The organism is Hyphomicrobium nitrativorans NL23, assembly GCF_000503895.1.
GTDB lineage: Bacteria > Pseudomonadota > Alphaproteobacteria > Rhizobiales > Hyphomicrobiaceae > Hyphomicrobium_C > Hyphomicrobium_C nitrativorans.
On record NC_022997.1, the window covers coordinates 2307500 to 2331344 of the forward strand.

The 23845-nt window shown below is 65.3% G+C and carries 22 protein-coding genes and 1 pseudogene; 12 read left to right on the plus strand and 11 right to left on the minus strand.

All coding sequences use genetic code 11. From position 1 onward, the window contains the following. Positions 1-55 precede the first annotated feature (55 nt). From W911_RS10745 to W911_RS10755, 3 genes are all read right to left on the minus strand, one after another. Positions 56-1117, minus strand: coding sequence for an NAD(P)/FAD-dependent oxidoreductase (locus W911_RS10745; protein WP_023787567.1), 1062 nt, complete (start codon positions 1115-1117; stop codon positions 56-58). Between the two features lie 54 nt (positions 1118-1171). After that, positions 1172-1492 carry a 2Fe-2S iron-sulfur cluster-binding protein gene (locus W911_RS10750; RefSeq protein ID WP_023787568.1) on the minus strand — a complete coding sequence of 107 codons (321 nt, stop codon included), beginning with the start codon at positions 1490-1492 and terminating at the stop codon, positions 1172-1174. A gap of 189 nt (positions 1493-1681) precedes the next feature. After that, positions 1682-2110: an Hpt domain-containing protein gene (locus W911_RS10755; RefSeq protein WP_023787569.1), complete on the minus strand. Its 429-nt coding sequence runs from the start codon at positions 2108-2110 to the stop codon at positions 1682-1684. A 372-nt stretch (positions 2111-2482) separates the two neighbouring features. Here W911_RS10755 and W911_RS10760 point away from each other — a divergent pair, with 372 nt between their 5' ends. Both W911_RS10760 and dgcA read left to right on the plus strand, forming a co-directional pair. Further along, on the plus strand, positions 2483-5464 hold the full coding sequence (locus W911_RS10760; protein WP_023787570.1) for an apolipoprotein A1/A4/E domain-containing protein: 2982 nt from the start codon (positions 2483-2485) through the stop codon (positions 5462-5464). A gap of 35 nt (positions 5465-5499) precedes the next feature. After that, on the plus strand, positions 5500-6486 hold the full coding sequence (gene dgcA, locus W911_RS10765; protein WP_023787571.1) for an N-acetyl-D-Glu racemase DgcA: 987 nt from the start codon (positions 5500-5502) through the stop codon (positions 6484-6486). A gap of 170 nt (positions 6487-6656) precedes the next feature. On the opposite strand, the gene W911_RS10770 is transcribed toward dgcA, so the two are convergent. The 6 genes from W911_RS10770 to tkt form a co-directional block, all read right to left on the minus strand. Further along, entirely contained in the window at positions 6657-7397 is a 741-nt protein-coding gene (locus W911_RS10770; protein ID WP_169730577.1) for an MFS transporter, read from the minus strand. Then, positions 7336-7911 (minus strand): MFS transporter, encoded by a 576-nt coding sequence (locus tag W911_RS10775; RefSeq protein ID WP_051388546.1) that lies wholly within the window; start codon positions 7909-7911, stop codon positions 7336-7338. The genes W911_RS10770 and W911_RS10775 overlap by 62 nt, the downstream gene beginning before the upstream one ends. A 366-nt stretch (positions 7912-8277) precedes the next feature. Continuing rightward, on the minus strand, positions 8278-9090 hold the full coding sequence (thiD, locus tag W911_RS10780) for a bifunctional hydroxymethylpyrimidine kinase/phosphomethylpyrimidine kinase (protein WP_023787573.1): 813 nt from the start codon (positions 9088-9090) through the stop codon (positions 8278-8280). 4 nt (positions 9091-9094) lie between these two features. Next, positions 9095-9907 (minus strand): cytochrome c biogenesis CcdA family protein, encoded by an 813-nt coding sequence (locus W911_RS10785; RefSeq protein ID WP_023787574.1) that lies wholly within the window; start codon positions 9905-9907, stop codon positions 9095-9097. An 18-nt stretch (positions 9908-9925) separates the two neighbouring features. Next, on the minus strand, positions 9926-11125 hold the full coding sequence (locus W911_RS10790) for a phosphoglycerate kinase (RefSeq protein ID WP_023787575.1): 1200 nt from the start codon (positions 11123-11125) through the stop codon (positions 9926-9928). 9 nt (positions 11126-11134) lie between these two features. Further along, the gene (gene tkt, locus W911_RS10795) at positions 11135-13159 is read right to left on the minus strand and encodes a transketolase (RefSeq protein ID WP_023787576.1); all 2025 of its coding nucleotides are present in this window, start codon (positions 13157-13159) and stop codon (positions 11135-11137) included. A gap of 367 nt (positions 13160-13526) precedes the next feature. Here tkt and W911_RS10800 point away from each other — a divergent pair, with 367 nt between their 5' ends. Next, positions 13527-14060, plus strand: a complete 534-nt coding sequence (locus W911_RS10800; RefSeq protein WP_023787577.1) for a sigma-70 family RNA polymerase sigma factor — start codon at positions 13527-13529, stop codon at positions 14058-14060. After that, on the plus strand, positions 14061-14702 hold the full coding sequence (locus W911_RS10805; protein WP_023787578.1) for a ChrR family anti-sigma-E factor: 642 nt from the start codon (positions 14061-14063) through the stop codon (positions 14700-14702). It begins immediately after the preceding gene. Here the strand turns inward: W911_RS10805 and kdsA are convergent. Beyond that, positions 14699-15556, minus strand: a complete 858-nt coding sequence (kdsA, locus tag W911_RS10810) for a 3-deoxy-8-phosphooctulonate synthase (RefSeq protein ID WP_023787579.1) — start codon at positions 15554-15556, stop codon at positions 14699-14701. The two genes, W911_RS10805 and kdsA, sit on opposite strands and share 4 nt — an antisense overlap. A gap of 179 nt (positions 15557-15735) precedes the next feature. Here kdsA and W911_RS10815 point away from each other — a divergent pair, with 179 nt between their 5' ends. The 7 genes from W911_RS10815 to W911_RS10845 all read left to right on the plus strand — a co-directional run bounded on the left by W911_RS10815 (position 15736) and on the right by W911_RS10845 (position 20870). Then, complete coding sequence (locus W911_RS10815) at positions 15736-16350, plus strand: anthranilate synthase component II (RefSeq protein WP_023787580.1); 615 nt, start codon at positions 15736-15738, stop codon at positions 16348-16350. Positions 16351-16365: 15 nt separating this feature from the next. Then, positions 16366-17391: an anthranilate phosphoribosyltransferase gene (trpD, locus tag W911_RS10820; protein WP_023787581.1), complete on the plus strand. Its 1026-nt coding sequence runs from the start codon at positions 16366-16368 to the stop codon at positions 17389-17391. A gap of 128 nt (positions 17392-17519) precedes the next feature. After that, positions 17520-18323 (plus strand): indole-3-glycerol phosphate synthase TrpC, encoded by an 804-nt coding sequence (trpC, locus tag W911_RS10825; RefSeq protein WP_023787582.1) that lies wholly within the window; start codon positions 17520-17522, stop codon positions 18321-18323. Then, positions 18320-18856 carry a cyclic pyranopterin monophosphate synthase MoaC gene (gene moaC / locus W911_RS10830; RefSeq protein ID WP_023787583.1) on the plus strand — a complete coding sequence of 179 codons (537 nt, stop codon included), beginning with the start codon at positions 18320-18322 and terminating at the stop codon, positions 18854-18856. The genes trpC and moaC overlap by 4 nt, the downstream gene beginning before the upstream one ends. 3 nt (positions 18857-18859) lie before the next feature. Further along, positions 18860-20059: a molybdopterin molybdotransferase MoeA gene (locus W911_RS10835; protein ID WP_023787584.1), complete on the plus strand. Its 1200-nt coding sequence runs from the start codon at positions 18860-18862 to the stop codon at positions 20057-20059. 158 nt (positions 20060-20217) lie between these two features. Continuing rightward, a complete protein-coding gene (locus W911_RS10840; RefSeq protein ID WP_023787585.1) occupies positions 20218-20424 on the plus strand; it encodes a hypothetical protein in 207 nt (68 codons plus the stop codon). A gap of 212 nt (positions 20425-20636) precedes the next feature. Beyond that, a complete protein-coding gene (locus W911_RS10845) occupies positions 20637-20870 on the plus strand; it encodes a hypothetical protein (RefSeq protein ID WP_023787586.1) in 234 nt (77 codons plus the stop codon). On the opposite strand, the gene W911_RS10850 is transcribed toward W911_RS10845, so the two are convergent. Further along, positions 20867-21892 (minus strand): P63C domain-containing protein, encoded by a 1026-nt coding sequence (locus tag W911_RS10850; RefSeq protein WP_201768813.1) that lies wholly within the window; start codon positions 21890-21892, stop codon positions 20867-20869. The genes W911_RS10845 and W911_RS10850 overlap by 4 nt on opposite strands. Before the next feature lie 112 nt (positions 21893-22004). Between W911_RS10850 and W911_RS10855 the strand changes: the two are divergent. Further along, positions 22005-22914, plus strand: a pseudogene (locus tag W911_RS10855) (IS1 family transposase). The last annotated feature ends 931 nt before the right edge of the window (positions 22915-23845 follow it).

The following is a 23845-nucleotide window of genomic DNA, read 5'->3' on the forward strand; positions in this document are numbered from 1 at the left end:
CCCGGAGGCATGCTTCCAGCATGACCGAGCGCCGCGCCGGGATGACAACGGGCGGCTATTTCACGCCGAGCTTCTTCTGCAGGTTCGTCGACGAGGTCGTGTACTGGAAGGTCAGCTTCTTGTCGGGGTGCACATACTTGTGCGCCTGCTGCGCCATCAGCGCCGCCTCGTGGAAGCCCGAGAGGATCAGCTTCAGCTTGCCCGGATACCAGTTGATGTCGCCGATGGCGAAGATGCCCGGCTCGCTGGTCTCGAACTTCTCCGTGTCGACGAGCACGAGGTTCTCGTTGAGGTTCAGCCCCCAACTCGCCACGGGCCCGAGCTTCATGGTGAGACCGAAGAACGGCAACAGCGCCGTCACGGGGATCCGCTCCTCGCCGTCCGCTGTCTTGACGGTGACTTCAGAAAGGTTCGCACCCTCGCCGTGCAACGCGGTCATCTGCCCGATCATGAGCCGGACCGTGCCGTCGGCCACCAGCGCGCGCATCTTCTCGACCGAATGCGGGGCCGCACGGAACTCGTCGCGCCGATGCAGAAGCGTAAGCGATTTCGCAATGGGTGCGAGCGAGAGCGTCCAATCGAGCGCGGAATCGCCGCCGCCGACGATCAGCACGTCCTTGCCGCGGAACGTCTCCATGCGGCGCACGGAATAGAACACCGATGTGCCTTCGAAGGCCTCGATGCCCGCAAGCGGCGGACGCTTGGGCGTGAACGATCCGCCGCCGGCAGCCACTACCACCACTTTCGCGCGGATCTCGCGGCCCGCATCCGTCTTGAGGTGAAAGCGCCCGTCTTCTCCGCGCTGAAGCTCGCTGACCTGCTCGCCGAACAAGAACGCCGCCCCGAACGGCTTGATCTGCTCCATCAGCCGGTCGGTGAGTTCCTGGCCGGTGACGGTCGGCAGCGCCGGGATATCGTAGATCGGCTTTTCGGGATAGAGCTCGGAGCACTGCCCGCCTGGCTTGTCGAGAATGTCGATCACGCACGTCTTGATGTCGACGAGCCCGAGTTGAAACACGGAAAAGAGACCGACAGGACCCGCGCCGATCACCACCGCGTCGGTCTCGGTGACCGCCTCTGCGGTTTCCGGGTTGAGGCCGGGCTGATCCAACGCCATGGGCGCGTCTCCTTAGCTCGAAGCGCGCCGTGAGATCACGTGCGCTGCACTCTTTCAGAACTGCTTTTCCGGAACGCGGAACGTGATGCCGTCGAGCGCGTCGGTGATCTTGATCTGGCAGGACAGCCGGCTTTCCTTGCGCACGTCGAATGCGAAGTCGAGCATATCCTCTTCCATGGGATCGGGCGTGCCCACTTTGTCCACCCACGCCGCATCCACGTACACGTGGCACGTCGCGCACGCGCACGCCCCGCCGCACTCCGCGTCGATACCGGGCACGTCGTTCTGCTTTGCAGCCTCCATCACGGTGGCGCCGGCGTCGGCCTCCACGGTCTGGCTCGCGCCATCGGGTTGGATGAAGGTCAGTTTAACCATGGACGGCAGGCTCCAAAAATCCAGCCGCCGCTCAGCCGACAATACTGAGAGGAGGCGCAGGCACTCAGGCTGGGCGCAATGAGTTGCGGGCAGCATTAAAGCCCGGGGCGGGGGAATTCAAGCGCCAGAGGCGGCACACCCGTTGGTGCCGCACCGGAGCCGAAAAGAAGCAGGATTTCAGAAAGTTGCTTATGCGAGCGACGCGCCGGGGCCAAACGCGCCGGCAACGTAGGCGCGAACGGTCTCGGCGGCCTCTTCCAGAGCGGCCAGAATCCGGGCCCGTTCGGACGCATCCTCGACGGCCGGAAGCTGTTCGGCTTCGAGGGCGAGTTCGCCCACCTGCCCTGCGCCCACCGCGCGCGCCGAGCCCTTGATGGTGTGGGCGGCGACCTGCCATTCCCGATCGGTCACGGCAAAGCGCAGTTGCTCGATGCTGAGCGGAAGCTGCGCCACGAAAAGCCCCAGGATTTCCCGTTCGAGGTCGGGGCTTCCAAGCGTGTAGCGGGAAAGGTGCACGCGGTCGATTGGCTCCAAGGTCCCGCCCAGCGCCGGATTGGGCGTGCCGGCAAGAGCCCGGACATGGCGGAGGCGAGAGGTACGCGCGCTTTGGAGACTCATTTCAGGGCGACCTTATCAAGACGTTAATCCAAAACGTGCACCAAAATTACTAACAAGCTGTAAATAGGGAATTTATATCGCGGATGACGGCCAAAAGAAAGCGTTAATCCTGGCAAACGCGCCGGGCCGCCGGGCGAACTTCATTTGGCCCCAAACGAGGCCTACTCGGCAAAGGCTGGAAGCTCCCCCCCTCTGGCCCCTGAAATTGGGCGTTGATGGAGCCCTTTTGGGCGCCAAAACCTGTTTGAGCACAAGGCTCGGACTGCATATCATGGGGTTGGAGTTGCCGGCTTATGCGGCTCGGACGGTGGATGGCGACAAGAACAGAAATCAGGCTCGGGAGCGTCCGCAAACGCGCGCTCCGAAGGCGCCGTGTCGCTTGGCAGCGTGCCGCCCGCCACGACGGGCGCCCCCGCCGGCGCGCCGCCGGCCCTTCCCCCCTCCATCGCCAGGGACGTGGACGACCGCGACCGCGGCGGTAGGGATCTGTCGGATATCCTGTCCCATTTCACGTCGGAGCGCCCATCCGACGCGCCCAAATCCGGCTCGCTGACGGCTGCCGTCAACCGCACGCTTCCACCCCCGCTGCCGAACACGGTCCGCTCCGAGCCAGAAAAGCCCGAGCCGCCGGTCGACGAAGCGAACGCGGACGGCGAAACGTCGACACGCCGCGCGGCACGCCGCCGCCCCGCAGGCCCGCCTCGCGGCACCGTCGCGGCCAACGACGACGCACCCTCCATCGGCGGCCTCATCTACGCGCTTGAGCAGAAGCCGTCGTCCGCCCCGTTCCGGTACGCCGCCATCGCGACCGGCGTCTGGACTGTGATTTGCCTCGCCTTCTCGTCGATCATCCTGCGGGCCGAATTCGCCGAGGGCGCAACGTTCCTCTCGCTTCTCGAAAACCCGGCGACGTTCCTGACCTTGACCGCGATCGTCGTGCCCATCGCCGTGCTTTGGGCGCTTGCGCTTCTCGCCTGGCGGTCGGAAGAGTTGCGGCTACGATCCTCCACCATGACGGAAGTCGCGATCCGCCTTGCCGAGCCGGACCGCATGGCCGAACAGTCGGTGGCTTCTCTGGGCCAGGCGGTGCGCCGGCAGGTGGCGTTCATGAACGACGCCATCTCGCGCGCGCTCGGCCGCGCCGGAGAACTCGAAGCGCTCGTCCACAACGAGGTCACGGCCCTCGAACGCTCGTATGAGGACAACGAGCGCAAGATCCGCAGCCTCATTCAGGAACTGGCGGGCGAGCGCAGTGCGCTGCTCGGCACCAGCGAGCGCGTCACCGAGACGTTGAAGACACTCGGCACCGACATTCCGACGCTGATCGACAAGCTCTCCAGCCAGCAACTCAAGCTGGCGGGTATCATCCAGGGCGCGGGCGACAATCTCACCGCGTTGGAATCGGCCGTGGGTCAAAGTACCGAGCGTCTCGATCACGTGCTGGGCGGCAAGACCCAGCAGTTGCAGGTCATGCTCGAAGGCTACACGACAGGTCTCGAGTCGACCCTCGGCAATCAGACCGAGCATCTCCAGGGCATGCTCGAAGGCTATACGACCGGCCTCGCCACCGCCCTCGGCGCGCGCACCGATCAGTTGCAGGACGCGATTGCCGGCTACGTGCAAACGCTCGACACCTCGCTCACGGATCGCACCGAAAGCCTGCGCCTCGTCTTCGAGGAATATGCGCGCGCGCTCGACACATCTCTCGGCAACCGCGCGCAGGCCCTCGACACGCAGCTCGTCGAACGCACGAAGGCGCTGGATGCCGCCTTCGGCCAGCGGCTCAAGACGTTCGACGACTCGATCGTTCGTTCGACGATGGCGATCGACTCGGCGGTGTCTGAAAAGGCGCGCGCCCTCACCAGCGCGCTTGACACGCATGCCCGCACGTTCAGCGAGACGATCGCGCGCCAGGCCGTCAACCTGGACGAGAGCCTGATGCACGGCATCCAATCCGTCCGCCGCACGAGCGAGAACATCACGCGCCAATCGCTCAAGGCCATCGAAGGACTCGCGGGCCAGTCGGAGATGCTGAAGCGCGTGTCCGAGAACCTGCTCGGGCAGGTCCACGCCGTGACCAACCGCTTCGAGGGCCAGGGACAGGCGATCATGCGCGCCGCCAACTCGCTCGAAAACGCCAACTTCAAAATCGAATCCACGCTGCAGGGCCGCCACGCCGAGCTGACGAGCACGATGGACCGCCTCTCGGGCAAAGCCGACGAGTTCGGCCGGTTCGTCGAAGGGTTCTCGTCGTCGATGGAAGGCTCGCTCACGAGCGCCGAGCAGCGCGCGCGGGCCGCAGCCGAGCAATTGCGCGCGAGCGCCGAGGAGGCGCGCCAGGCCGCCCTCACCGATCTCGAACGCTTCCGCGTCGAAACGGGCGCGGAGGGCGAGCGCGCCCTCGAAGAGCTGCGCGGCCGCTTCGCATCGATTTCGACCGTCGTCACCGAACAGCTTTCCTCGCTGCACAACCGCATCGACCAGACGTCGGACGAGGTGCGCCAGCGCGCGAGCCACGCCGCCGCCGAGATCGCCGCCGAGCAGCGGCGCCTCAAGGAGCAGATGGACCGCCTGCCCGCCGCGACGCGCGAGAACGCGGAAGCGATGCGCCGCGCCTTGCAAGACCAGCTCCGCGCGATCGAGCAGCTCTCCAACCTGACGACGCGCTCGATTTCGAGCCGAGACGTGACCCCGCCGCAGCAGGCGCAGATCCCGGCTCCGAACCCGGCCAGCGGCGGCGGATCTCTGACCGGCGCTTACGTCTCGGCCGGACGCGCGCCCTCGCCTGGCGACAACCGCACCCTGAGTTCGCTCGGCACGCCGGATCTGCGCACGGCAGCGTCGCGGCCCGCGCCGCCTGCTGCCGCCTCGCCCTATCAGGCCTTGCCTCGCCCCGGCCCAGACGGGCGCGAAGGCTGGTCGCTCGGCGATCTTTTGGCGCGCGCCTCGCGCGACGACGAAAACCACGGTCCTGCACACGGCCACGCCGCTCAACCGCAGCCGCAACCCGTGGGCCCCGTTCCGTTCCATAATCAGATCGACGCCATCGCCCGCGCGCTCGATCCCGCGACGACGGCGGCCCTCTGGCAGCGCATCAACGCCGGTCAGCGCGGCGTCATGGTGCGGTCCATCTACACGCCCGAAGGCCAGTCGATCTTCGACGACCTGACGCTCCGCTACCGCACCGATCCGGACCTGCAGCGGACCGTCAACCACTACCTCGTCGATTTCGAGAACATCCGCCGCGACGCCGAGCACCGCGATCCCTCGGGACGCGCCGTCAACGCCCATCTCTTGTCCGATATGGGCCGCGTCTACCTGTTCCTCGCGCACGTCAGCGGGCGCATCGCTTAAGGGAGCCGAGGCAGCGCGCTGCCCGGACACGCGTCATGGGCGCTGCGCTTCTCGCCGTCACCGTCGATAGCTTCCCCCTTAAAACGCCGTTCGTCATCGCGCGCGGCGCCAAGACGGAAGCGCGCGTCGTCGCCGTCACGCTCACCGATGGCCGCGTGACCGGCCACGGCGAATGCACGCCGTATGCGCGTTACGGCGAAACGGTGGAGAGCGTGCTTCTCGCTATCGGCAAGGCAAGCGACACGCCAGGGTGTCTGGAAAGCCGGGAAACGCTCGCGTCCGTCCTTCCACCCGGCGCCGCGCGCAACGCGCTGGATTGCGCGTTCTGGGATCTCGAAGCGAAAATGGCCGGCGTGTCGGCCGCCATGCAGGCGGGCTACGCGAGCCTGAGCGCGGTCGAAACGTGCTTCACGCTGAGCCTCGATACGCCGGACGCGATGGCGGACGCCGCACGCGCGGCGGTGCATCACAATCTGCTCAAACTCAAACTCGGCGGCGAGGGCGATGCGGCGCGCATGGCGGCCGTTCGCGAGGCCCGCCCCGACGCCCGTCTCGTCGCGGACGCCAACGAAGCGTGGACACCGGAGATGCTGGGGCCGTTGCTCGAAGCTGCCGCTGCCGCGCGCTTCGAATTGATCGAGCAGCCCCTCCCCGCCGACGCCGACGGCGCGCTGGAAGGCTTCGCACGATCCGTTCCGGTATGTGCTGACGAGAGCGCGCATATCGCCTCGGACATCCCGCGCGTTGCGGCGCGCTACGACGCCGTCAACATCAAGCTCGACAAGGCCGGCGGTCTTACCGAAGCGCTCGCGATGCTGAACGCCGCGCGCCGCGCCGATCTCAAGGTGATGACCGGCTCCATGGTCGCGAGTTCGCTCGCCGTCGCGCCCGCGTTTCTGTTGGCGCAGGACGCCGACTGGGTCGATCTCGACGGGCCACTGCTGCTGGCAGAGGATCGCGATCCGCCGGCCATTTTCGAGAACGGCTTGCTCTATCCGCCCCCTGCGCGGCTGTGGGGTTGACCGCGCCGCCTTGTGTCATCCCGGCCAAGCGACGGCGTAAGCCGGAGCGCCGCGCCGGGATCCAGGAACAGCTCTTAATCGCGAAAGATTGCGTCTCCGACGAGTTTTGCGCTGGGTTCCGGCGCTCCGCTTCGCTGCGGCCGGATGACAAAGAGTGGAGAGGCTGGCGCTCACTTCGGCGCGAATAGGAGCCCGCCGCTCCAACGCGCCCGCACGAACAGCGCGGCGGCAAGTCCTATGGCCGCCAGCGCCGCCATGGCGAAGTAGGCCTCCGCGCCGATCTCTGCATACAGACGGCCCGAGGCCAGCGTCGCCCCTCCGATCACGACGCCCATTGCCATCGTGGCGTAAAGCGCCTGCGCGGTACCTTGCGCGCCCTCGGGCACGGCGCGGGAAATGAAATGCATGGCCGCAAGATGCGAGGCGCCATAGGTCAGCGCATGGAGGAGTTGCAGCGGCACGAGCAGCGGAAGCGAGGGGCTCGCCGCCATCAACGCCCACCGCACGAGGCTCGCACACCCCGCCGCGACCAGCAGCGTCGCCGGGCCCCAGCGGGAAACGACGCGGCTCGAATAGGCGAACAGGAGAACCTCGCCTGCGATGGCCACCGCCCAGAGCGCACCGATCCATACCGTCGAAATGCCTTGTGCCTGCCAGGCGAGCGCGCCGAAGGCGTAGAACATCCCATGCGCGCCCTGTACGGCGCCCGCCGCAACGAGGAAGCCGAGAAACACCGGCGTGCTGACGAGCCGGCGGACTTCGTGCCATCCAGCTGGCGTCCCTGCGCGCGAGGCCGCTGGCGCCGGGCCCGTGGCCGGCGGCACCGAGGAAGACTGGCGGTTCGCGCGCTCAGGCAGCGCCCACGCACACGCGGCCGTCGCCACGACGCCTGCCAGCAGGCATCCGATCACCGCCTCCGCGCTCGTCTTGTCGATCAGCCAGCCGCAGAGAAAAACCGGCCGCGACGAACGAGAGCGACCCCCACAGCCGCATGCGTCCGTAATCGAGGCCATGGGCCCGCACGCCCGCCACCGCAATGGTCTCGGTGAGCGGCATGATCGTCGACAGCGTGATCGCAAACGGCACGGCGAGAAGGAGTAATCCCCAAAACCCATGCATCTGCGACAGCAAGAGCGCGAGCAACAACGCAAGCAGCGCCAGAATGTTGACGAGGCTCCGATGGCGGCCTGTGCGGTCGGCGAACACGGCGGCAGCGGGCGTCACGAATACGCGCAGCACGAGCGGCGCCGCGGTGACGATTGCGATCTCTTGCGCCGTGAGCCCGCGCGCGTCGAGCCACACCGGCAGAAACGGCAGATGAATGCCGAGGATGAGAAAAAGCGCGCCGTAAAACGTAGAAAGCCGCAGCCGGTAATCGGCGGCGGCGGCCCCGTGCGACGGCGGCCCCGCAACGTCTCTGTTCACAGTCGCACCATGTCGTGTTGTCCAGGTCTTCCGCGTTCTGCCGCGCATGCGCGTTGCGTCGGGCCTTAGCAGACCGGCTCTTCGTTAGCGAGTGAGCGTTCGCGTTTCATGCGGACAAGAAAAAACCGGTCCGGAGCGACCGGACCGGTTTTGTCGAGCTTCGCGGCGTCCCTGATCGCCACTTGGCTCCCCCCAGTAGAGGCAAACTCTTCCTTGCGGAAGAAAATGTGCGCGGCTCAATCGCCCCCCGACGATGGCGCTGCACGAGCGGGAGAGTTGCAGAACCCAGAGCGCCTTACAAGATGCACTTGATGAAATGCTTAGCAGGCGATGCCTTGACGCCACAGTTATTTAACAGCGTTTTTCTCAGGGAACGTACAAATGGTTCACGGGCCCCTGCCCGCTGCCGATTTCGAGATTGCGCGCCGTGTCGATCGCGCCCCAGACATAATCTTTCGCGTCACGCACGGCAGTTGGAAGCGCGTGCCCTTTCGCCAATCCGGCGGCGATTGCGGCCGCAAGCGTGCAGCCGGTGCCGTGTGTATTGCGCGTTACGATGCGCGGCTTGGAAAAGCGCAGCGAGCCCGCACCGAACACGAGAATATCGGTGGCCTCATCGCCGTCGGCGTGTCCCCCCTTCACGAGCACGGCCTTCGGACCGAGCGCGAGGAGAGCACGCCCCTGCGCTTCCATCTCGTCGAGCGACGCGGCGGGCGCGGAATTCAGGAGACATGCGGCTTCCTTGATGTTCGGCGTCACGATGTCGGCGAGCGGGATCAGGCGCGTCCGGACCGCTTCTACGGCGTCGGGCTGAAGCAGCACGTCACCGCTCGTCGCGATCATCACGGGATCGACCACCAGCGGCACGCTCTGAAACGCGCTGAGCCCATTCACGACGGTGTCGACCGTCGCGCGATCGGCGAGCATTCCGGTCTTGATCGCGCGCACGCGAAGATCGGATGCCACGGAGGCCATCTGCGCCGCGATGATCGCGGACGGCAGCGTCATGACATCCTGCACGCCCTGCGTGTTCTGCGCGGTAATCGCCGTGATCACGGACGCGCCGTAGACGCCGAGCACAGTGAACGTCTTGAGATCGGCCTGGATGCCCGCGCCGCCCGAGCAATCCGAGCCCGCGACGGTGAGCGCAATGGCAGGTGAGGTGCCAGCGTCCGCCATGGTCTCAGTTTCCGCGCTGGAAGTTTCTGAGATCCTGCTGGAGCTGCTCCGGCGTCGCCATTTCCTCGATGCGCGCGAGCCCTGGGAAGGTCTCGATCATCCAGAGTCCGAGCGCCTGGATCGAGAACCAGTCGACCACGTTGAGGAATGCGATGCCGGTGAGGATCAGGATCACGCCCATGATCTTCTCCATGAGGCCGAGGTGGCGGCGGAAGCGCTGCATGAACGAGAGGAACGGGCGGATCGCGACCGCGGCCAGAATGAACGGAATGCCGAGCCCGAGCGAATAAACGGCCAGTAGCCGCACCCCTGCCCCGAGGCTCGCTTCGCTTGCCGCGAGCGCCAGCACGGCTGCAAGAATGGGCCCGATGCACGGCGTCCATCCGAACGCGAACGCGAGCCCGATGACGTAGGCGCCGAGCAAGCTCGCGCCCTGCTGCTCGGCCTGGTAGCGCCGCTCCACCAAGAGGAAAGGAATGCGTACGACGCCGAGGAAGTGCAGGCCGAAAACGATGATCACAAGGCCCGCCGCAAACGCGAGCTCCATGCGCCACGTCTGGATCAATTGCCCAGCGAGCGACGCGCTTGCACCGAGCGCGATGAAGACCGTCGTGAACCCAAGAACGAAAAAGACGGAGGCGAGCACGACGCGCCGCCACACCTCGCGCGGCACGCCCTCCTTGTGGGAAAGCTGATCGAACGTTGTGCCGCCGAGATAGCCGAGATAAGGCGGCACCAGCGGCAGCACGCAGGGGCTGAGGAAGCTCACCAGCCCCGCAAGCCCGACACCGAGATAAAGATGGAGTTCCCCGAGCATCGGCCTCGTTCGCTTTCCTTACCGCGCGAGCGCGGCCACGCCCGGAAGCTCCCGTCCCTCAAGCCATTCGAGGAACGCGCCACCGGCGCTGGAAACATAGGTGAAATCGCCCGTGACGCCAGCTGTGTTCAACGCCGCAACCGTATCCCCGCCACCGGCGACCGACACCAGCGTGCCCGCGCGCGTGCGCTCAGCGGCATGCTTGGCGAGCGCGAACGTGCCATCCCCGAAGGGATCGATCTCGAACGCGCCGAGGGGGCCGTTCCAAAGCAGCGTCTCGCAACGCGAAAGCACGTCTACATAGTGATCGACCGTCTTCGGGCCGACATCGAGGATCATGGTCGCGGGCGGAACGTCGATGGTGAGCACGGTTTTGTGCGGCGCGCCGGCTTCAAACTTGTCCGCCACGACGAGATCCTGCGGCAGCACGATCTCGCAGCTCCGGGATTTCGCCGCGTGCATGATCTCGTGCACGGTGTCGATCAGGTTCGGCTCCGCGAGCGAACGCCCGATCTCGACGCCACCGGCGAGCAGGAACGTGTTGGCCATGCCGCCGCCGATGATCAGCTTATCGACCTTCGCCGAGAGATTGGTGAGGACTGGAATTTTCGTGGACACTTTTGCGCCGCCGACGATGGCCGCAACCGGGCGCTTCGGATTGTCGAGCGCAGCACGCAGAGCGCCGATCTCTTCCATCATCAGTGGCCCGGCATAGGACGGCAAGAGATGCGTGATGCCCTCGGTGGACGCATGCGCGCGGTGCGCGGCCGAGAACGCATCGTTGACGAAGAGATCGCCGAGCGCCGCGAACGCTTTGGCGACCTCCGGATCGTTCTTCGTTTCGCCCGCATGGAAGCGGGTGTTTTCGAGCACCAGGATGCCGCCGTTCTGAAGCGCGGCAACGGCGGCTTGAGCAGCCTCCCCGATGCTGTCGGACGCAAAGGCGACGGGCTGCCCGACGAGCGTCTGGAGCGCTTCCGCGACGGCTGCGAGCGAGTTCTCCTTGTCCGGCCCGCCCTTCGGACGGCCGAAGTGTGAGAGCACGATCACGCGCGCATCGCGCCGGGCGAGATCCTTGACGCCCGGCACGATCCGTTCGAGACGCGTCGCGTCCGTCACGGCGCCGTCTTTCGTCGGCACGTTGAGATCGCAGCGCACGAGCACGCGCTTTCCCGAGATGTCGAGCCCGTCGGTGGTCCTGAGCTTGTCGAGGTTCATTGGCTCCCCTTACGCCTTCTTGGCAGCAGCGGCCACGTTGCGCGCGGCCTCCGCCACCCGCCCGGACGTCACGCCAAAATGCTGGAACAGCTTGGGCGCGGGCGCCGACGCGCCGAAATCCGAAAGGCCGATGAAGCGGTCGCCGGGACGCAGCCACTCGTGCCACCCCTGCGCGACGGCGGCTTCCACCGCGACGCGCGGCGCATCGCCCAGCACCTCGTCGCGATACGCCTGATCCTGTGCGCGGAACAGCTCGAACGACGGCATTGACACGACGGCGGCGCCAATCCCGTCCTTGGCAAGAGTTGCAGCAGCCTCGACCGCAAGCCCGACTTCCGATCCCGAAGCCAGCAGCGTGACGTCCCGCTTGGCGCCACCGCTCAAAACGTAAGCGCCCTTCGCGGAGAGATTGGCACCGACGCCGCCCTGGCGCACGAACTTCGGCACGGCCTGACGCGTGAGAGCGAGAATGGACGGTCTCTTCTCCTGTCCGAGCGCGATCTCCCAGGCTTCCGCAGTTTCCAGCGCATCGGCGGGGCGCAGCACGAGAAGGTTCGGGATGGCGCGGAGTGCCGCGAGATGCTCGATGGGCTGGTGCGTCGGCCCGTCTTCTCCGAGACCGATGGAATCGTGCGTCATCACGTAGACGACGCGCTGGCCCATCAGCGCCGAAAGCCGGATCGACGGGCGGCAGTAATCCGTGAAGACGAGGAACGTTGCGCCATAGGGGATGAACCCGCCGTGCAGCGCGATGCCGTTCATCGCCGCCGCCATGCCGTGCTCGCGCACGCCGTAATGGATGTAGTTGCCCGCAAAGCTCCCCGGCGCGACGGCCGTGTGATGCTTCGTGCGCGTGCCGTTCGAGGGCGTGAGATCCGCCGAGCCCCCGAGCAGCTCGGGCAGCGCGGGCACCAGGTGTTCGAGCGTGAGCTGCGACCAGACGCGCGTCGCCCGCTTCGTCTCGTCGGCCGCGAACTGCGCCTTGGCGGCGGCAATCGCATCGGCAAGCGCACCTTTTCGCGAGGCGGCGGCGGGCGCGTCGAGCAGCGCTTTGGATTCCGGCGACGCTTTAGCGAAGCGCGCCTTCCACGCCGCGTTTTCGTCTGCGCCGCGCGCACCCAGCGCGCGCCACGCGCCGAGGATTGCGTCCGGAATCTCGAACGGCGCCGCGCTCCAGCCGAGCTTTTCGCGCGTCCCCGCAATTTCCTCGACGCCCAGCGGCTCGCCGTGCGTGGAGGATTTGCCAGCCTTCGTCGGCGCGCCGTAGCCGATCACGGTGCGGCACGCGATGAGCCACGGCTTCGAGGCGTCCGCCCGCGCGGTCTTGAGGGCCGCCGAAATCGCCGCCGGGTCGTGGCCGTCGATGCGGAGCGTGTTCCAGCCCGAAGCCGCGAAGCGCGCAACCTGATCGTCGGAGACGGAGAGATCCGTCGGGCCGTCGATGGAAATCGAGTTGTCGTCCCACATCACGATCAGCCGTCCGAGGCCGAGATGCCCGGCGAGCGAGATCGCCTCGTGGCTGATGCCCTCCATCAGGCAGCCGTCGCCCGCGAGGCAATAGATGCGGTGATCGACGAGATCGTCGCCGAGGCGCGCGTTCAAAAGACGCTCCGCGAGCGCCATGCCGACGGCGTTCGCGATGCCCTGCCCGAGCGGGCCCGTCGTGGTTTCGATACCGGCCGCGTGGCCGAATTCGGGATGGCCCGCCGTTTTCGAGCCGAGCTGGCGGAAGTTTTCGAGCTGCCCGATGTCCATCCCCGGATAGCCCGTGAGATAGAGCAGCGAGTAAAGCAGCATCGAGCCGTGTCCGGCCGAGAGCACGAACCGGTCGCGGTCGGGCCAGTCGGGATCGGCGGGATCGAAGCGGAGCGCCTCGGTGAACAGCACGGTCGCCACGTCCGCCATGCCCATCGGCATGCCGGGATGGCCCGAATTCGCCTTCTGCACGGCGTCCATGGCGAGCGCGCGAATCGCATTCGCCATGTCCCGCGTGCCGGCTGAAGCCCCCGGTTTCGTGTCTTGCGCCTCGCCCATGCTCGCCCGTTCCTTCCAGAGTCCCCGGCCACCCGCCGGTGTGTTGCGGGACATTTAACGGCCGGGGAGCCCCCCGTCTACCGCGCCGAACCGCGCGCGCCAGAGCGGCGCACAGGGCAAGACGGCCCGGAAAAGTACTTTCCGCGCCAAGCGCTTCGCAATCGAGCGGCGCACCCGGGCGGGGTTGCCCGCTCGCGAAAACGTCGCAAATCCACAAGTCGCAAGGCCCCGTATCGATTGGAGAGCGGCGCAATAGCGCTGGAAACTAAACCCGCTGACCCAACTGGGCGTGCCCGCTGGGTTCGGCTATGGTCGCGCTTCGGAAGGGCACGCACCGGCGTTCGCCCGGTGAAACGCCAAGAGGACCATGGCTGATCTCCTGCAACGGGTGGCCGCGAACCGGGACGTCGAGGCCTTCAGGATGCTCTTCCAGACCTACGCCCCCCGCGTCAAATCCTACATGATGCGCCAGGGCGCGGACCCGAACACCGCCGAGGAACTGGCTCAGGAAACCTTGCTCACCGTCTGGCGCAAGGCCGGTCTCTATTCCGGCGACAAGGGCAGCGCCACGACCTGGATCTTCACCATCGCCCGCAACCTCAGGATCGACCGTCTGCGCCGCGAGGTGGCCTGGCAGCCCCTTCCCGACGACATCGAGGAGGAGGCGTCTGCCGATCCCGCACCCGACGAGATCGTCTCCGAGCACGAGCGCCGCGACCGTGTGCAGGCCGTACTGGCCGATCTCCCGGCCGACCAGGCCGAAGTCGTGACGCTGGCCTACGTGGAAGGCCTCTCCCATAGCGAAATCGCCGCGCGGCTCGGACTGCCGCTCGGCACCGTGAAATCCCGGATGCGGCTCGCCTATCAGAAAATTCGCGGCGAGCTTGAGGTACTCAAATAGATGACGACGATTACCCATCACCCCGACATCTCGACGCTGATGTGCTGTGCGGCCGGCAGCCAGCCGGAGGCGTTCGCCGCCGTCGTCGCCTCCCACCTCGCGCTCTGCCCGGAGTGCCGGGCGGAAGTCCGCCATATGCAGGAAATCGGCGTGGCGCTGTTCGATAAGCTCGAACCCGTTCCGGTGTCCTGCCAGCCGCCCGTGGTCGCCATGCGGGCGGGGGAAGCCGACGTTGGCAGCTCACCGGCCGACCGCGAAGCGATTGCCGATATCTGCAAAACTGGCGTACCCATGCCGCTCGCCAAGCACGTCGGCTGCTGTCTGCACGACGTTCCGTGGCAGACGGTGGCGCCCGGCATCGCCACCTACACCATTCCGCTGTCGAAGGGCTGCTGCGGAACCTTGAAGCTCGTGATGGTTCAGCCGGGGATCGCGCTGCCAAAGCACGGCCACGAGGGCGCGGAGCTGACGCTCGTTCTTACGGGCAGCTACACCGACGAGATCGGCACATTCCGCCCCGGAGACGTCGCGGACCTCGACGAGGAAGTGACCCACAAACCCGTCGCCTGCCCGCGCGACGGCTGCGTGTGTCTGACGGCGAGTTATCGCGAGATGCCGTTGGCGGCGAAATCGCCCGATTAGCTGGCGACACGCGCCTTCGCCAGCGCGTCGAACGCCATCAATTCGCGCATCAAAGGCTCGAAATCGCGGATTGGCAGCATGTTCGGCCCGTCGGACGGTGCGTGATCGGGATCCTGGTGCGTCTCGATGAAGAGCCCCGCAACGCCGACCGCCACCGCCGCCCGCGCCAGCACCGGCACGAAACGCCGGTCGCCCCCCGAGCTGCCGCCAAGCCCGCCGGGCTGCTGGACGGCATGAGTTGCATCGAAAATCACCGGCGCACCCGTCTCCGCCATCTGCGGAAGCCCGCGCATGTCGACGACGAGCGTGTTGTAGCCGAACGAGGCGCCCCGCTCGGTCAAGAGCACGTTGGGATTGCCGGAGCCCACGACCTTGGCGAGAACGTTCTTCATGTCCCAGGGCGCGAGAAATTGCCCCTTCTTCACCTTCACCACCCGGCCGGTCTTTGCGGCCGCGACCAGAAGATCCGTCTGGCGGCAAAGAAAGGCCGGGATCTGCAGCACGTCGGCGACCTCCGCCACGTGCGCGCACTGCTCCGGCTCGTGCACGTCCGTCACGATGGGAAGCCCCAGCTTTTCGCGGATCTCGGCGAACACCGGGATCGCGGCGTCGAGGCCGATCCCGCGTTTTCCGCCAAGCGACGTGCGGTTCGCCTTGTCGAAGCTCGACTTGTAGACGAGCCCGAGCCCCAGCCGCGCTGCGATCTCCTTCAGCGCGCCTGCCATTTCGAGCGCGTGCGCGCGGCTCTCCATCTGGCACGGTCCCGCGAACACCATGAGCGGCGCGGAATTGGAGACAGTCAGCGCGCCGATGGACACGCTCGTGTTGGGTTTCAGAGCATCTTGCTGGGTCATGCGGCCCTTATACGCCCCCCTGTCATCCCGGCCAAGTGGAGCGCAGCGAAACGCAGCGCCGGGATGACAGAGGGGGGGATGCGGGCGCCGGGGCTGGCGAATGCTTGACGCTTTGGGCCCCGGTTCCTACACCCAACGGACGTCCCGTCTGCCGCCCGACATCCCGCGCGAGGCCCCTAATGCTTGTCCTGATCGATAACTACGACAGCTTCACCTACAACCTCGTGCATTTCCTGGGCGAACTCGGCACCGCCTCCGAAGTCATCCGCAACGACAAGACGACGGCCGACGCGGTCCTCGAAATGAAGCCCAAAGCCATCGTGCTCTCGCCCGGCCCCTGCACGCCGAACGAAGCGGGCGTGTGCCTCGACCTCATCGAGAAGGGCGCCGGAAAGGTGCCGCTTCTCGGTGTCTGCCTCGGGCACCAGTCCATCGGGCAGGCCTACGGCGGCAAGGTGATCCGCGCGCCGCTGCCGATGCACGGCAAGCTCTCGCAGATCCGCCACACCGACAAAGGCGTGTTCAAAGGCCTGCCGCAGCCGGTGGAAGTGACGCGTTATCACTCGCTCATCGTCGAGCGCGAGACGCTGCCCGATTGCCTGGAAATCACAGCCGAGACCGACGACGGCATCATCATGGGGCTTCAGCATAAGACGCACCCCGTTCACGGCGTGCAGTTCCACCCCGAGAGCATCGCCTCCCAAAAAGGCCACGCCCTGCTTGCGAATTTTCTGGAGCTGGCAGGTCTCGATCCCCGGCGCATCGACACGCCGCGTCCGCGCAACGCCGCCTGAGCCAACGGGATCACAATGACCACCGCATCCGGCATCAAATCCCTCCTACAGGCGCTCGCGAGCGGTCGCCCCCTCACCGCGGACGAAGCGGCCCATGCCGTCGACGTGCTGACCAACGAGGCGACGCCCGCTCAGATGGGCGCGTTCCTGATGGGCCTGCGCGTGCGCGGCGAGACCGTGGACGAAATCACCGGCGCGGCGCGGACGCTGCGCGCCAAGATGATGCCGGTCACGGTCGCGCCCGGCGCCATCGACATCGTCGGCACCGGCGGCGACGGCCACTGCACCTTCAACGTCTCGACGGGCGCCGCCATTGTGGCTGCGGGCGCGGGGCTCAAGGTCGCCAAGCACGGCAACCGCTCGGTGTCGTCGCTTTCGGGTGCCTCCGACGTGCTCTCCGCGCTGGGCGTGAAGCTCGATTGCGGAACGGATGCGATTGTCCGCGCCGTGGACGACGCGGGCGTCGGCTTCCTCTGGGCGCCTGCCCATCACCCGGCCATGAAGGCATGGGCCGCAGCACGCGGCGATCTCGGCATTCGCACGCTCTTCAACCTGCTCGGGCCGATCTGCAATCCCGCAGGCGTCAAGCATCACGTGCTTGGCGTGTTCGCGCCCGAATGGGTTCAACCGATTGCGGCGGTGCTCCGCGCCCTGGGCTCGGAACGTGCGTGGGTCGTGCACGGGCATGACGGCCTCGACGAACTCTCGACCACCGGGCCGACGACGGTGGCCGAATTGAAGGACGGCGCAATCACGACCTTCGAGGTGACTCCGGAAGACGCGGGCCTCCCGCGCGCGACGCTTGCCGACCTGAAGGGCGGCGATGGCGCGCATAACGCCGAGGCGCTCCGCAGCCTTCTCGCCGGCGATCCGGGCCCCTATCGCGATATCGTCGTGTTCAACACGGCCGCCGCCCTTATCGTGGCGGGACGTGCGGCGTCTCTCGCCGAAGGTGCGGCGCTCGCAGCGGATGCCATTCAGTCCGGCCGCGCCGCCCGGGCGCTCGAACGCCTCGTCGCAATCAGCAATAATGCGGGCTGACGGTACGAAATTCGCGTGAGTCTTCATGCGCCGCGCGTTCATCATGCCGCCAGCTCCGCGATCTCGCGAGCTTGACCGCTGCCGTCCAGGCCGGTAGCTACCTTCCCTTCCCTGACATAAATTGAGCCATGTCCGATATTCTCGAATCCATCACCCGCTATAAGCGCGAGGAAGTCGCAGCCGCGCAGGCAAAGTTGCCGCTGCAGGTCTTGGCGGAGTATGCCCGCAGCGCCCCGCGCGTGCGCTCCTTTACGGCCGCCCTCGAAGCCAAGCACAAGGCCGGTCAAACCGCGCTGATCGCGGAGATCAAGAAGGCGTCGCCTTCGAAGGGCCTGATCCGCGCCGATTTCGATCCGCCCGCGCTCGCGCGCGCCTACGAAGCGGGCGGGGCAGCGTGTCTCTCGATCCTGACCGACGGCCCCTCGTTTCAGGGCGCACCCGAATATCTCACCGACGCGCGCGCGGAAGTTGCCCTCCCCGTGCTGCGCAAGGATTTCATGATCGACACCTATCAGGTCGTCGAAGCGCGTGCGTGGGGCGCGGATTGCATCCTGATCATCATGGCGGAAGTGGGCGATGCCATCGCGGCCGATCTCGCCGCCGCCGCCCGCGATTGGGGCATGGATGCCATCGTCGAGGTTCATGACGCTGCCGAGCTCGACCGCGCCTTGAAACTCGATTGCCGCCTCATCGGCATCAACAATCGCAACTTGAAAACCTTCGAAACCACGCTCGCAACGACCGAAGAGCTGGCTCCGCGCGTACCGAAGGATCGGATCGTCATCGGCGAGAGCGGCATCTTCACGCCCGCCGACATCGCGCGACTGAAGCGCGTTGGAGTCGAAACCTTCCTCGTGGGCGAAAGCTTGATGCGCCAGGCCGACGTCCAGGCCGCAACAGAGACCCTGCTCGCGCCGGAGATCACATCATGACCAAGCTCAGCCACATCGACGAATCGGGCCGCGCCCACATGGTGGACGTCGGCTCCAAGCACGCGACGCACCGAACGGCGGTTGCGGAAGGCTTCGTCACCATGAACGCGGAGACGCTGGAACTCATCCTGTCCGGCACCGCGCCCAAGGGAGATGTGCTCGCCGTCGCCCGCATCGCCGGCATCATGGCCGCGAAGAAGACGAGCGATCTTATTCCGCTCTGCCATCCGCTCGGCCTCACGCGTGCCGGCATTCACTTCACGCCGTCGGATCAACCGGCCGGCATCCATATCCGCGCCGAAGTGGGCGTCACGGGCCAGACCGGCGTCGAGATGGAAGCGCTCACGGCCGTCTCGGTGGCGGCGCTTACGCTCTACGACATGCTGAAAGCCGCCGACCGTGGCATGGAGATCGGCTTCATTCGCCTCGCGGAAAAGACCGGCGGACGCACCGGTTACTACGCCGCGCCGCGCAGGGACGATCAGCAAGAGCCGGAAGATCCGTCGCAAGACACCGTCGAATCGGGGAGCTGACCCATGTCACTCATGCCCGCAGAGACCGCGCTTGCCCGCGTCCTCGAAGGCATTTCGCCGCCGGCCGAGGAGATCGTCGCAATCGGAGACGCGGTCGGCCGCGTTCTGACGCGCGATCTCGCAGCCAAGCTCACCCAGCCGCCATTCAACGCGTCCGCCATGGACGGCTATGCGATTTACGGGAGCGGCCCCGCATCCCCCGGCGATTGCTGGACGGTGGTCGGCGAAGCGGCGGCGGGAAGCGGGTTCGCGGGCACCGTCGGCCCCGGCGAAGCGGTGCGCATCTTCACGGGCGCGCCCGTTCCCCCGGCCTGCGGAACGGTCGTCATTCAAGAGAATGTCACGCGCGACGGTGACGCGCTCGTCGCAGATCAGCCCACCCAAGGCGGCGCAAACATTCGCCCCGCCGGTAACGACTTCGCGCAAGGCGACGTGCTGCTTCCGCGCAGCCATCGGCTCGATGCGCATTCTGCAACGCTTGCGGCCGCAATGGGGCATGGCGAGGTCGCGGTCGCGCGCCAGCCCGTGGTCGCCATCCTCGCGACCGGCGACGAGCTCGTGCCGCCCGGCACCACGCCCGGCCCCGACCAGATCGTCTCGTCGAACCCCGTTGGGATTGCCGCGCTTGTCGCGCGCGCGGGCGGGGTGCCGCGCGATCTCGGCATCGCCCCTGACAGGAAGGACGCCCTCGCCGCGCGCATCGTCGCGGCAGGAGACGCGGACATTCTCGTCACCATCGGCGGGGCCTCCGTGGGCGATCACGACCTCGTCGGGCCGGTGTTGAAGGATCAGGGCCTCGACCTCGCGTTCTGGAAAATCGCCATGCGCCCCGGCAAGCCGCTGATGTTCGGCCGCCTGGGCGAGCGCCGCGTGCTCGGGCTTCCCGGCAATCCGGTTTCCGCGCTGGTTACGGCGCGCGTGTTCCTGGTCCCGCTGATCCGCGCCCTGCAGGGTGAGACCGCCGAAACGCGCGTGCCGGAAACGGCCATTCTCGCGGCACCGCTGGAGGCCAACGGCCCGCGCCTCCACCTCATGCGCGGCAAGCTCGGCCGCCGCGCCGACGGCGCCCTCACGGTCACGGCAATGTCCTCGCAGGACAGCTCGCTTCTCGGTGCTCTGGCTCGCTCCGACTGCCTGATCCGCCGCGTCGCCGACGCCCCCGCCCTCCCCGCCGGCGAACCCGTCGAGATCGAGCGGCTTTGAGCCGCGCACAGCGCGCTTCAAAAAAGTTCAGCGCAACGGCGTGAGTCAACCTACCTCATTACAGGTAGTGTCTCAGTTTGAAAAATTGATCTGTTGACGGCCGGAGATAGTGGGCCCGGACTCATGCTATGCTTAGCGCAAAGCATGGAGGCGCAACCATGGACCAGCAAGCACGAGCGAACTTTATCACCCGATACTTGGCGAAGCGGCGACATCACAAGGAGTCTTTGAAAGCGTTCGACGACTACCAGATGCGCATTCAGGTGAACGGGCATGATGTGACGGACGAGCACAAGGAACGCCACCGTTGGTGGGTCTCTTGGTGCAATAGGATGATCCGCAAGCTTCGCCGACCTGATGCTTAGCGCTATGGATAAGCCCTCCCAACAGGACTATATTCGCTGGAGAGGCCCCGAGCTTGCGAGTTCCGGGCATTTTCGGAGCTGGTTTGAGGTGGCGTGCCAGTTGCGCCGTGAGGGCGCGTACTGCGCCCATGCCGAGATGCACCCCTTCAGACGCGAACAGCTCAACCGCATATGTGATGCAGCACGTGCTGTGCACCAGGAGACGAACGACGATGCCCAAAGGTCCGAAGGGTGAGAAGCGTCCGGCCGACGTCGTATCGAATGCGATCAAAGTCGCTCGGATTGCGACTGGTGAAGACGAGGAAGACGTAACTGAAGACGGCAAGGACGCCGCCGCCGTCAGCCTTGGCAGGAAGGGCGGCAAGGCGCGTGCAGAGTCTCTGAGCAAGGCGAAGCGCGCCGAGATCGCCAAGAAAGCGGCAGCGGCGCGCTGGAATAAGAGCTAGCTCGTGCCACCGTATTGCAGCAACGGCACGTCATTCCGCTTGGGCAAGGCCTTTTGCATCGCGGCGTAGAATTCATCCCAATTGTCGTGCGCTCTCTGCAGAGCGAGAACCGCCGCGAAGTGCTCTTGAAGCTTCGGAATTCCCAAATCCTCTGACAGCCATTGGTGGTGAGCGGCCCTTCTATTTCCCCGCTCATCCTTGGGGTTTCGTTGTTCCATCTCCTCTAAAACACCCGGAGCTAGGCGTTCGTAGATTAGATCCTTGGTGTAGTGGGCCACGACGCTGTATCGATTCTTGCCCATGCCTGCCCAAGGCCAGCCACGCAAGCGGTAAATTTCCTTATAGAATTCATCCGGGAAGCGTTTGACCCACGCGGCAAGTTCGTGTCGGAGGTAGGCTTCAAGGATCTGTCGCAGCGCGTCTCGGTCACGGACTTCTTGGTAGCCCGTCGCTTCGTCGATGAGCGCGATGATGCCCACGATCGAGAAGCCACGCTGTAAAGCTTTGCAGGACTGGGCAATGTGCTCCTGATTAGGGAGCAGCTTTCCCTGCTCTTTCGCATCAAGAAAGACGTTGCAAACGTGGGGAAGGATTTTTGCGTCGTATCCGATCGCGATGTTGCCCCTAGTGCCGCCCGAACCCTTGGGGAGCCTAAAACGCACCGGAGTCCACGATCGTTCCAACTCATTGGAAATAAACGGAGAAATGTTGCTGGCGGCAAGAAAACCCGGCTTGTTGTCGATCGGGTCTTGACCCTTAGTCGGGTTCTTGTGTCGCCCTAGCGCGACGAACATACCGCGTTGAGTGATCAGCCGCGTCCCGTCCTGGAGGACCGCGCATGGGATCGTGATTTCTCCGAGTTTCAACTCACCGTAGTGAGTAGCCCGGGGGATATTTGCGTCCCAGCGAGCCGCAGCGCCGCGCTTTGCAATTTCGGCCCTTTCCTCGGCAGTAAGTGCCTCTGCTCGGGCATGGCCACCCTTGGCTTTCGCGCTCTCTTCCGCATCATTCATTGCAAGCATCCCATCCAATCTGCTTGCAGGTTGGACCCGAATCGGAAACTTTGCAAGCATATTTTGTTGGATGCTTGCAATTATGCTTGACGCTACGCATAATAGTTCATATATTAATGACATGAACAAACTGCCCTTAGCTAAGCGCGTCCAGATCCTCTCGCTTCTCTGCGAGGGATCGTCCATGCGCTCGATTTCGAGGGTGTGCGATGTCTCGATCAACACGGTTTCCAAGCTGCTCGATGAGGCTGGCCGGGCCGCTCTCGCCTTCCACGACGAGAACGTGCGCGGTCTCCAATCGCAGCGTATCCAGTGTGACGAGATCTGGTCGTTCGTCTACGCGAAGAACAAGAACGTCGTGGACGCCAAGTCTCCTCCGAAGGGAGCGGGCGATGTCTGGACGTGGACGGCGCTCGACGCGGACAGCAAGCTGATCTGTAGCTGGGCCGTCGGGCAGCGCGACGCATACTGGGCCTATGCCTTCATGGATGACCTGAAGGGCCGTCTCGCTAATCGGGTCCAACTCACGACGGACGGCCTCAAGCACTACCTCGTGGCCGTTGAGCAGGCTTTCGGCGGCACAGACATCGACTTTGCCCAACTCGTGAAGATCTACGGCGACGTTCCTAAAGGCCGCGGTGCGGAAGCGTCTGAGCGCAAGTACAGCCCGCCTGAGTGCATCGGTGCGAAGAAGACGCCTATCGTGGGTAAGCCGGACGCGAAGCACATCTCCACGTCCTACGTAGAGCGGCAGAACCTCACCATGCGTATGAGCATGAAGCGGTTCACCCGCCTGTCCAACGCCTTCTCAAAGAAGCTCGCAAAACCACCGTCACGCGCTCTCGCTCTACTTCTACTTTTACAACTGGTGCCGCATCCACAAGACGCTGCGCGTCTCGCCCGCTATGGCCGCAGGGCTTACGGACAAGCTGCTGTCGTTCGAAGACCTGATTGAGCGGATGGATGCGGTCGCTCCGAAGCCCGGCCGACCGGCGACCTACAAGAAGCGCGAATCAGGCAGAATCGCATAGAAGATATAGATGCTATGAGGTGATCATGCGGTACTCGCATCTCGCTTTTGTGCGCGCCAAGTACAGCATACTGCACGAAATTTTCTATCAAGCCCGGAAAGACCCTCTTTCATTTTACCCTGACCCGTACGGTCCCAGGCCCGTGCCGACAATTCTTGCGCATGAAGTTCTTATCTTCTGTGTGGCGCCCGACCCCAATGAGGCAATCGAAATCTCCATGTTTGGTCGGGATGGCGCTCCAAGCTGGGTGGACAGTTTTGAGGTCGTCGAGGTTGGTGTTTACTCCTGCCACGCACCGCGAGAAATGGTTTGGGATGAAGAATGGGAAGAGGAAATCGAAGTTCATCGCACGAGCGAGAGCATCGTGCGCGATCTTTTCCCAGTGTCCGAGCCACGACCTGCGAGGGCGCGAAAGCTACTCATTGTCCAGTGCCCGTCAGAGGCGGAAGAATCCGACGTTACTCGCCTTGATAATCGAGTTAGGCGGGCTCTCGTGAACGTTAGAAGCGTGTGGCAAGGCAAGCTCGTACGCGCGTACTGCTTTACACACGACCTTCGATGTCGAGACGTGGCAGAGGCATTGTCCGGCATTATCGACCACGATGAGGTTGACGACTACCTGATGGTCGAGCCTCTTGCCGTCCCATTCTCAAGTCTGCCTCTTTCACCGCTTAAGGATTGGGTTGAGCGGGATTTTGCCCGCCTTCCGAAGGCTACCTTGCCTCACCGTAGAACACGCAGATCCGGGCAGCGAGGCTCATGACTGCGGCATCGTCCAGCTTTCCAGCATCCAGAAGCCGGCTTGCACATCGCCGGCACTCAGCATCTGCCTCCTGCCAGTCCCCTTTGAACCGCTTGAGCATCATGGACGCCAGGGCGAATGGATGATCGTCCGGTATTCCGGACTCTCGCAATCGGGCAAGTACGCGAG

Excerpts from the sequence above, each read along its gene's own strand:
- W911_RS10745 (WP_023787567.1), bottom strand. The coding sequence starts at position 1,117 with ATGGCGTTGGATCAGCCCGGCCTCAACCCGGAAACCGCAGAGGCGGTC.
- W911_RS10750 (WP_023787568.1), bottom strand. The coding sequence starts at position 1,492 with ATGGTTAAACTGACCTTCATCCAACCCGATGGCGCGAGCCAGACCGTG.
- W911_RS10755 (WP_023787569.1), bottom strand. The coding sequence starts at position 2,110 with ATGAGTCTCCAAAGCGCGCGTACCTCTCGCCTCCGCCATGTCCGGGCT.
- dgcA (WP_023787571.1), top strand. The coding sequence starts at position 5,500 with ATGGGCGCTGCGCTTCTCGCCGTCACCGTCGATAGCTTCCCCCTTAAA.
- thiD (WP_023787573.1), bottom strand. The coding sequence starts at position 9,090 with ATGGCGGACGCTGGCACCTCACCTGCCATTGCGCTCACCGTCGCGGGC.
- W911_RS10785 (WP_023787574.1), bottom strand. The coding sequence starts at position 9,907 with ATGCTCGGGGAACTCCATCTTTATCTCGGTGTCGGGCTTGCGGGGCTG.
- W911_RS10790 (WP_023787575.1), bottom strand. The coding sequence starts at position 11,125 with ATGAACCTCGACAAGCTCAGGACCACCGACGGGCTCGACATCTCGGGA.
- tkt (WP_023787576.1), bottom strand. The coding sequence starts at position 13,159 with ATGGGCGAGGCGCAAGACACGAAACCGGGGGCTTCAGCCGGCACGCGG.
- W911_RS10800 (WP_023787577.1), top strand. The coding sequence starts at position 13,527 with ATGGCTGATCTCCTGCAACGGGTGGCCGCGAACCGGGACGTCGAGGCC.
- W911_RS10805 (WP_023787578.1), top strand. The coding sequence starts at position 14,061 with ATGACGACGATTACCCATCACCCCGACATCTCGACGCTGATGTGCTGT.
- kdsA (WP_023787579.1), bottom strand. The coding sequence starts at position 15,556 with ATGACCCAGCAAGATGCTCTGAAACCCAACACGAGCGTGTCCATCGGC.
- W911_RS10815 (WP_023787580.1), top strand. The coding sequence starts at position 15,736 with ATGCTTGTCCTGATCGATAACTACGACAGCTTCACCTACAACCTCGTG.
- trpD (WP_023787581.1), top strand. The coding sequence starts at position 16,366 with ATGACCACCGCATCCGGCATCAAATCCCTCCTACAGGCGCTCGCGAGC.
- trpC (WP_023787582.1), top strand. The coding sequence starts at position 17,520 with ATGTCCGATATTCTCGAATCCATCACCCGCTATAAGCGCGAGGAAGTC.
- moaC (WP_023787583.1), top strand. The coding sequence starts at position 18,320 with ATGACCAAGCTCAGCCACATCGACGAATCGGGCCGCGCCCACATGGTG.
- W911_RS10835 (WP_023787584.1), top strand. The coding sequence starts at position 18,860 with ATGTCACTCATGCCCGCAGAGACCGCGCTTGCCCGCGTCCTCGAAGGC.
- W911_RS10840 (WP_023787585.1), top strand. The coding sequence starts at position 20,218 with ATGGACCAGCAAGCACGAGCGAACTTTATCACCCGATACTTGGCGAAG.
- W911_RS10845 (WP_023787586.1), top strand. The coding sequence starts at position 20,637 with ATGCCCAAAGGTCCGAAGGGTGAGAAGCGTCCGGCCGACGTCGTATCG.
- W911_RS10850 (WP_201768813.1), bottom strand. The coding sequence starts at position 21,892 with ATGCTTGCAATGAATGATGCGGAAGAGAGCGCGAAAGCCAAGGGTGGC.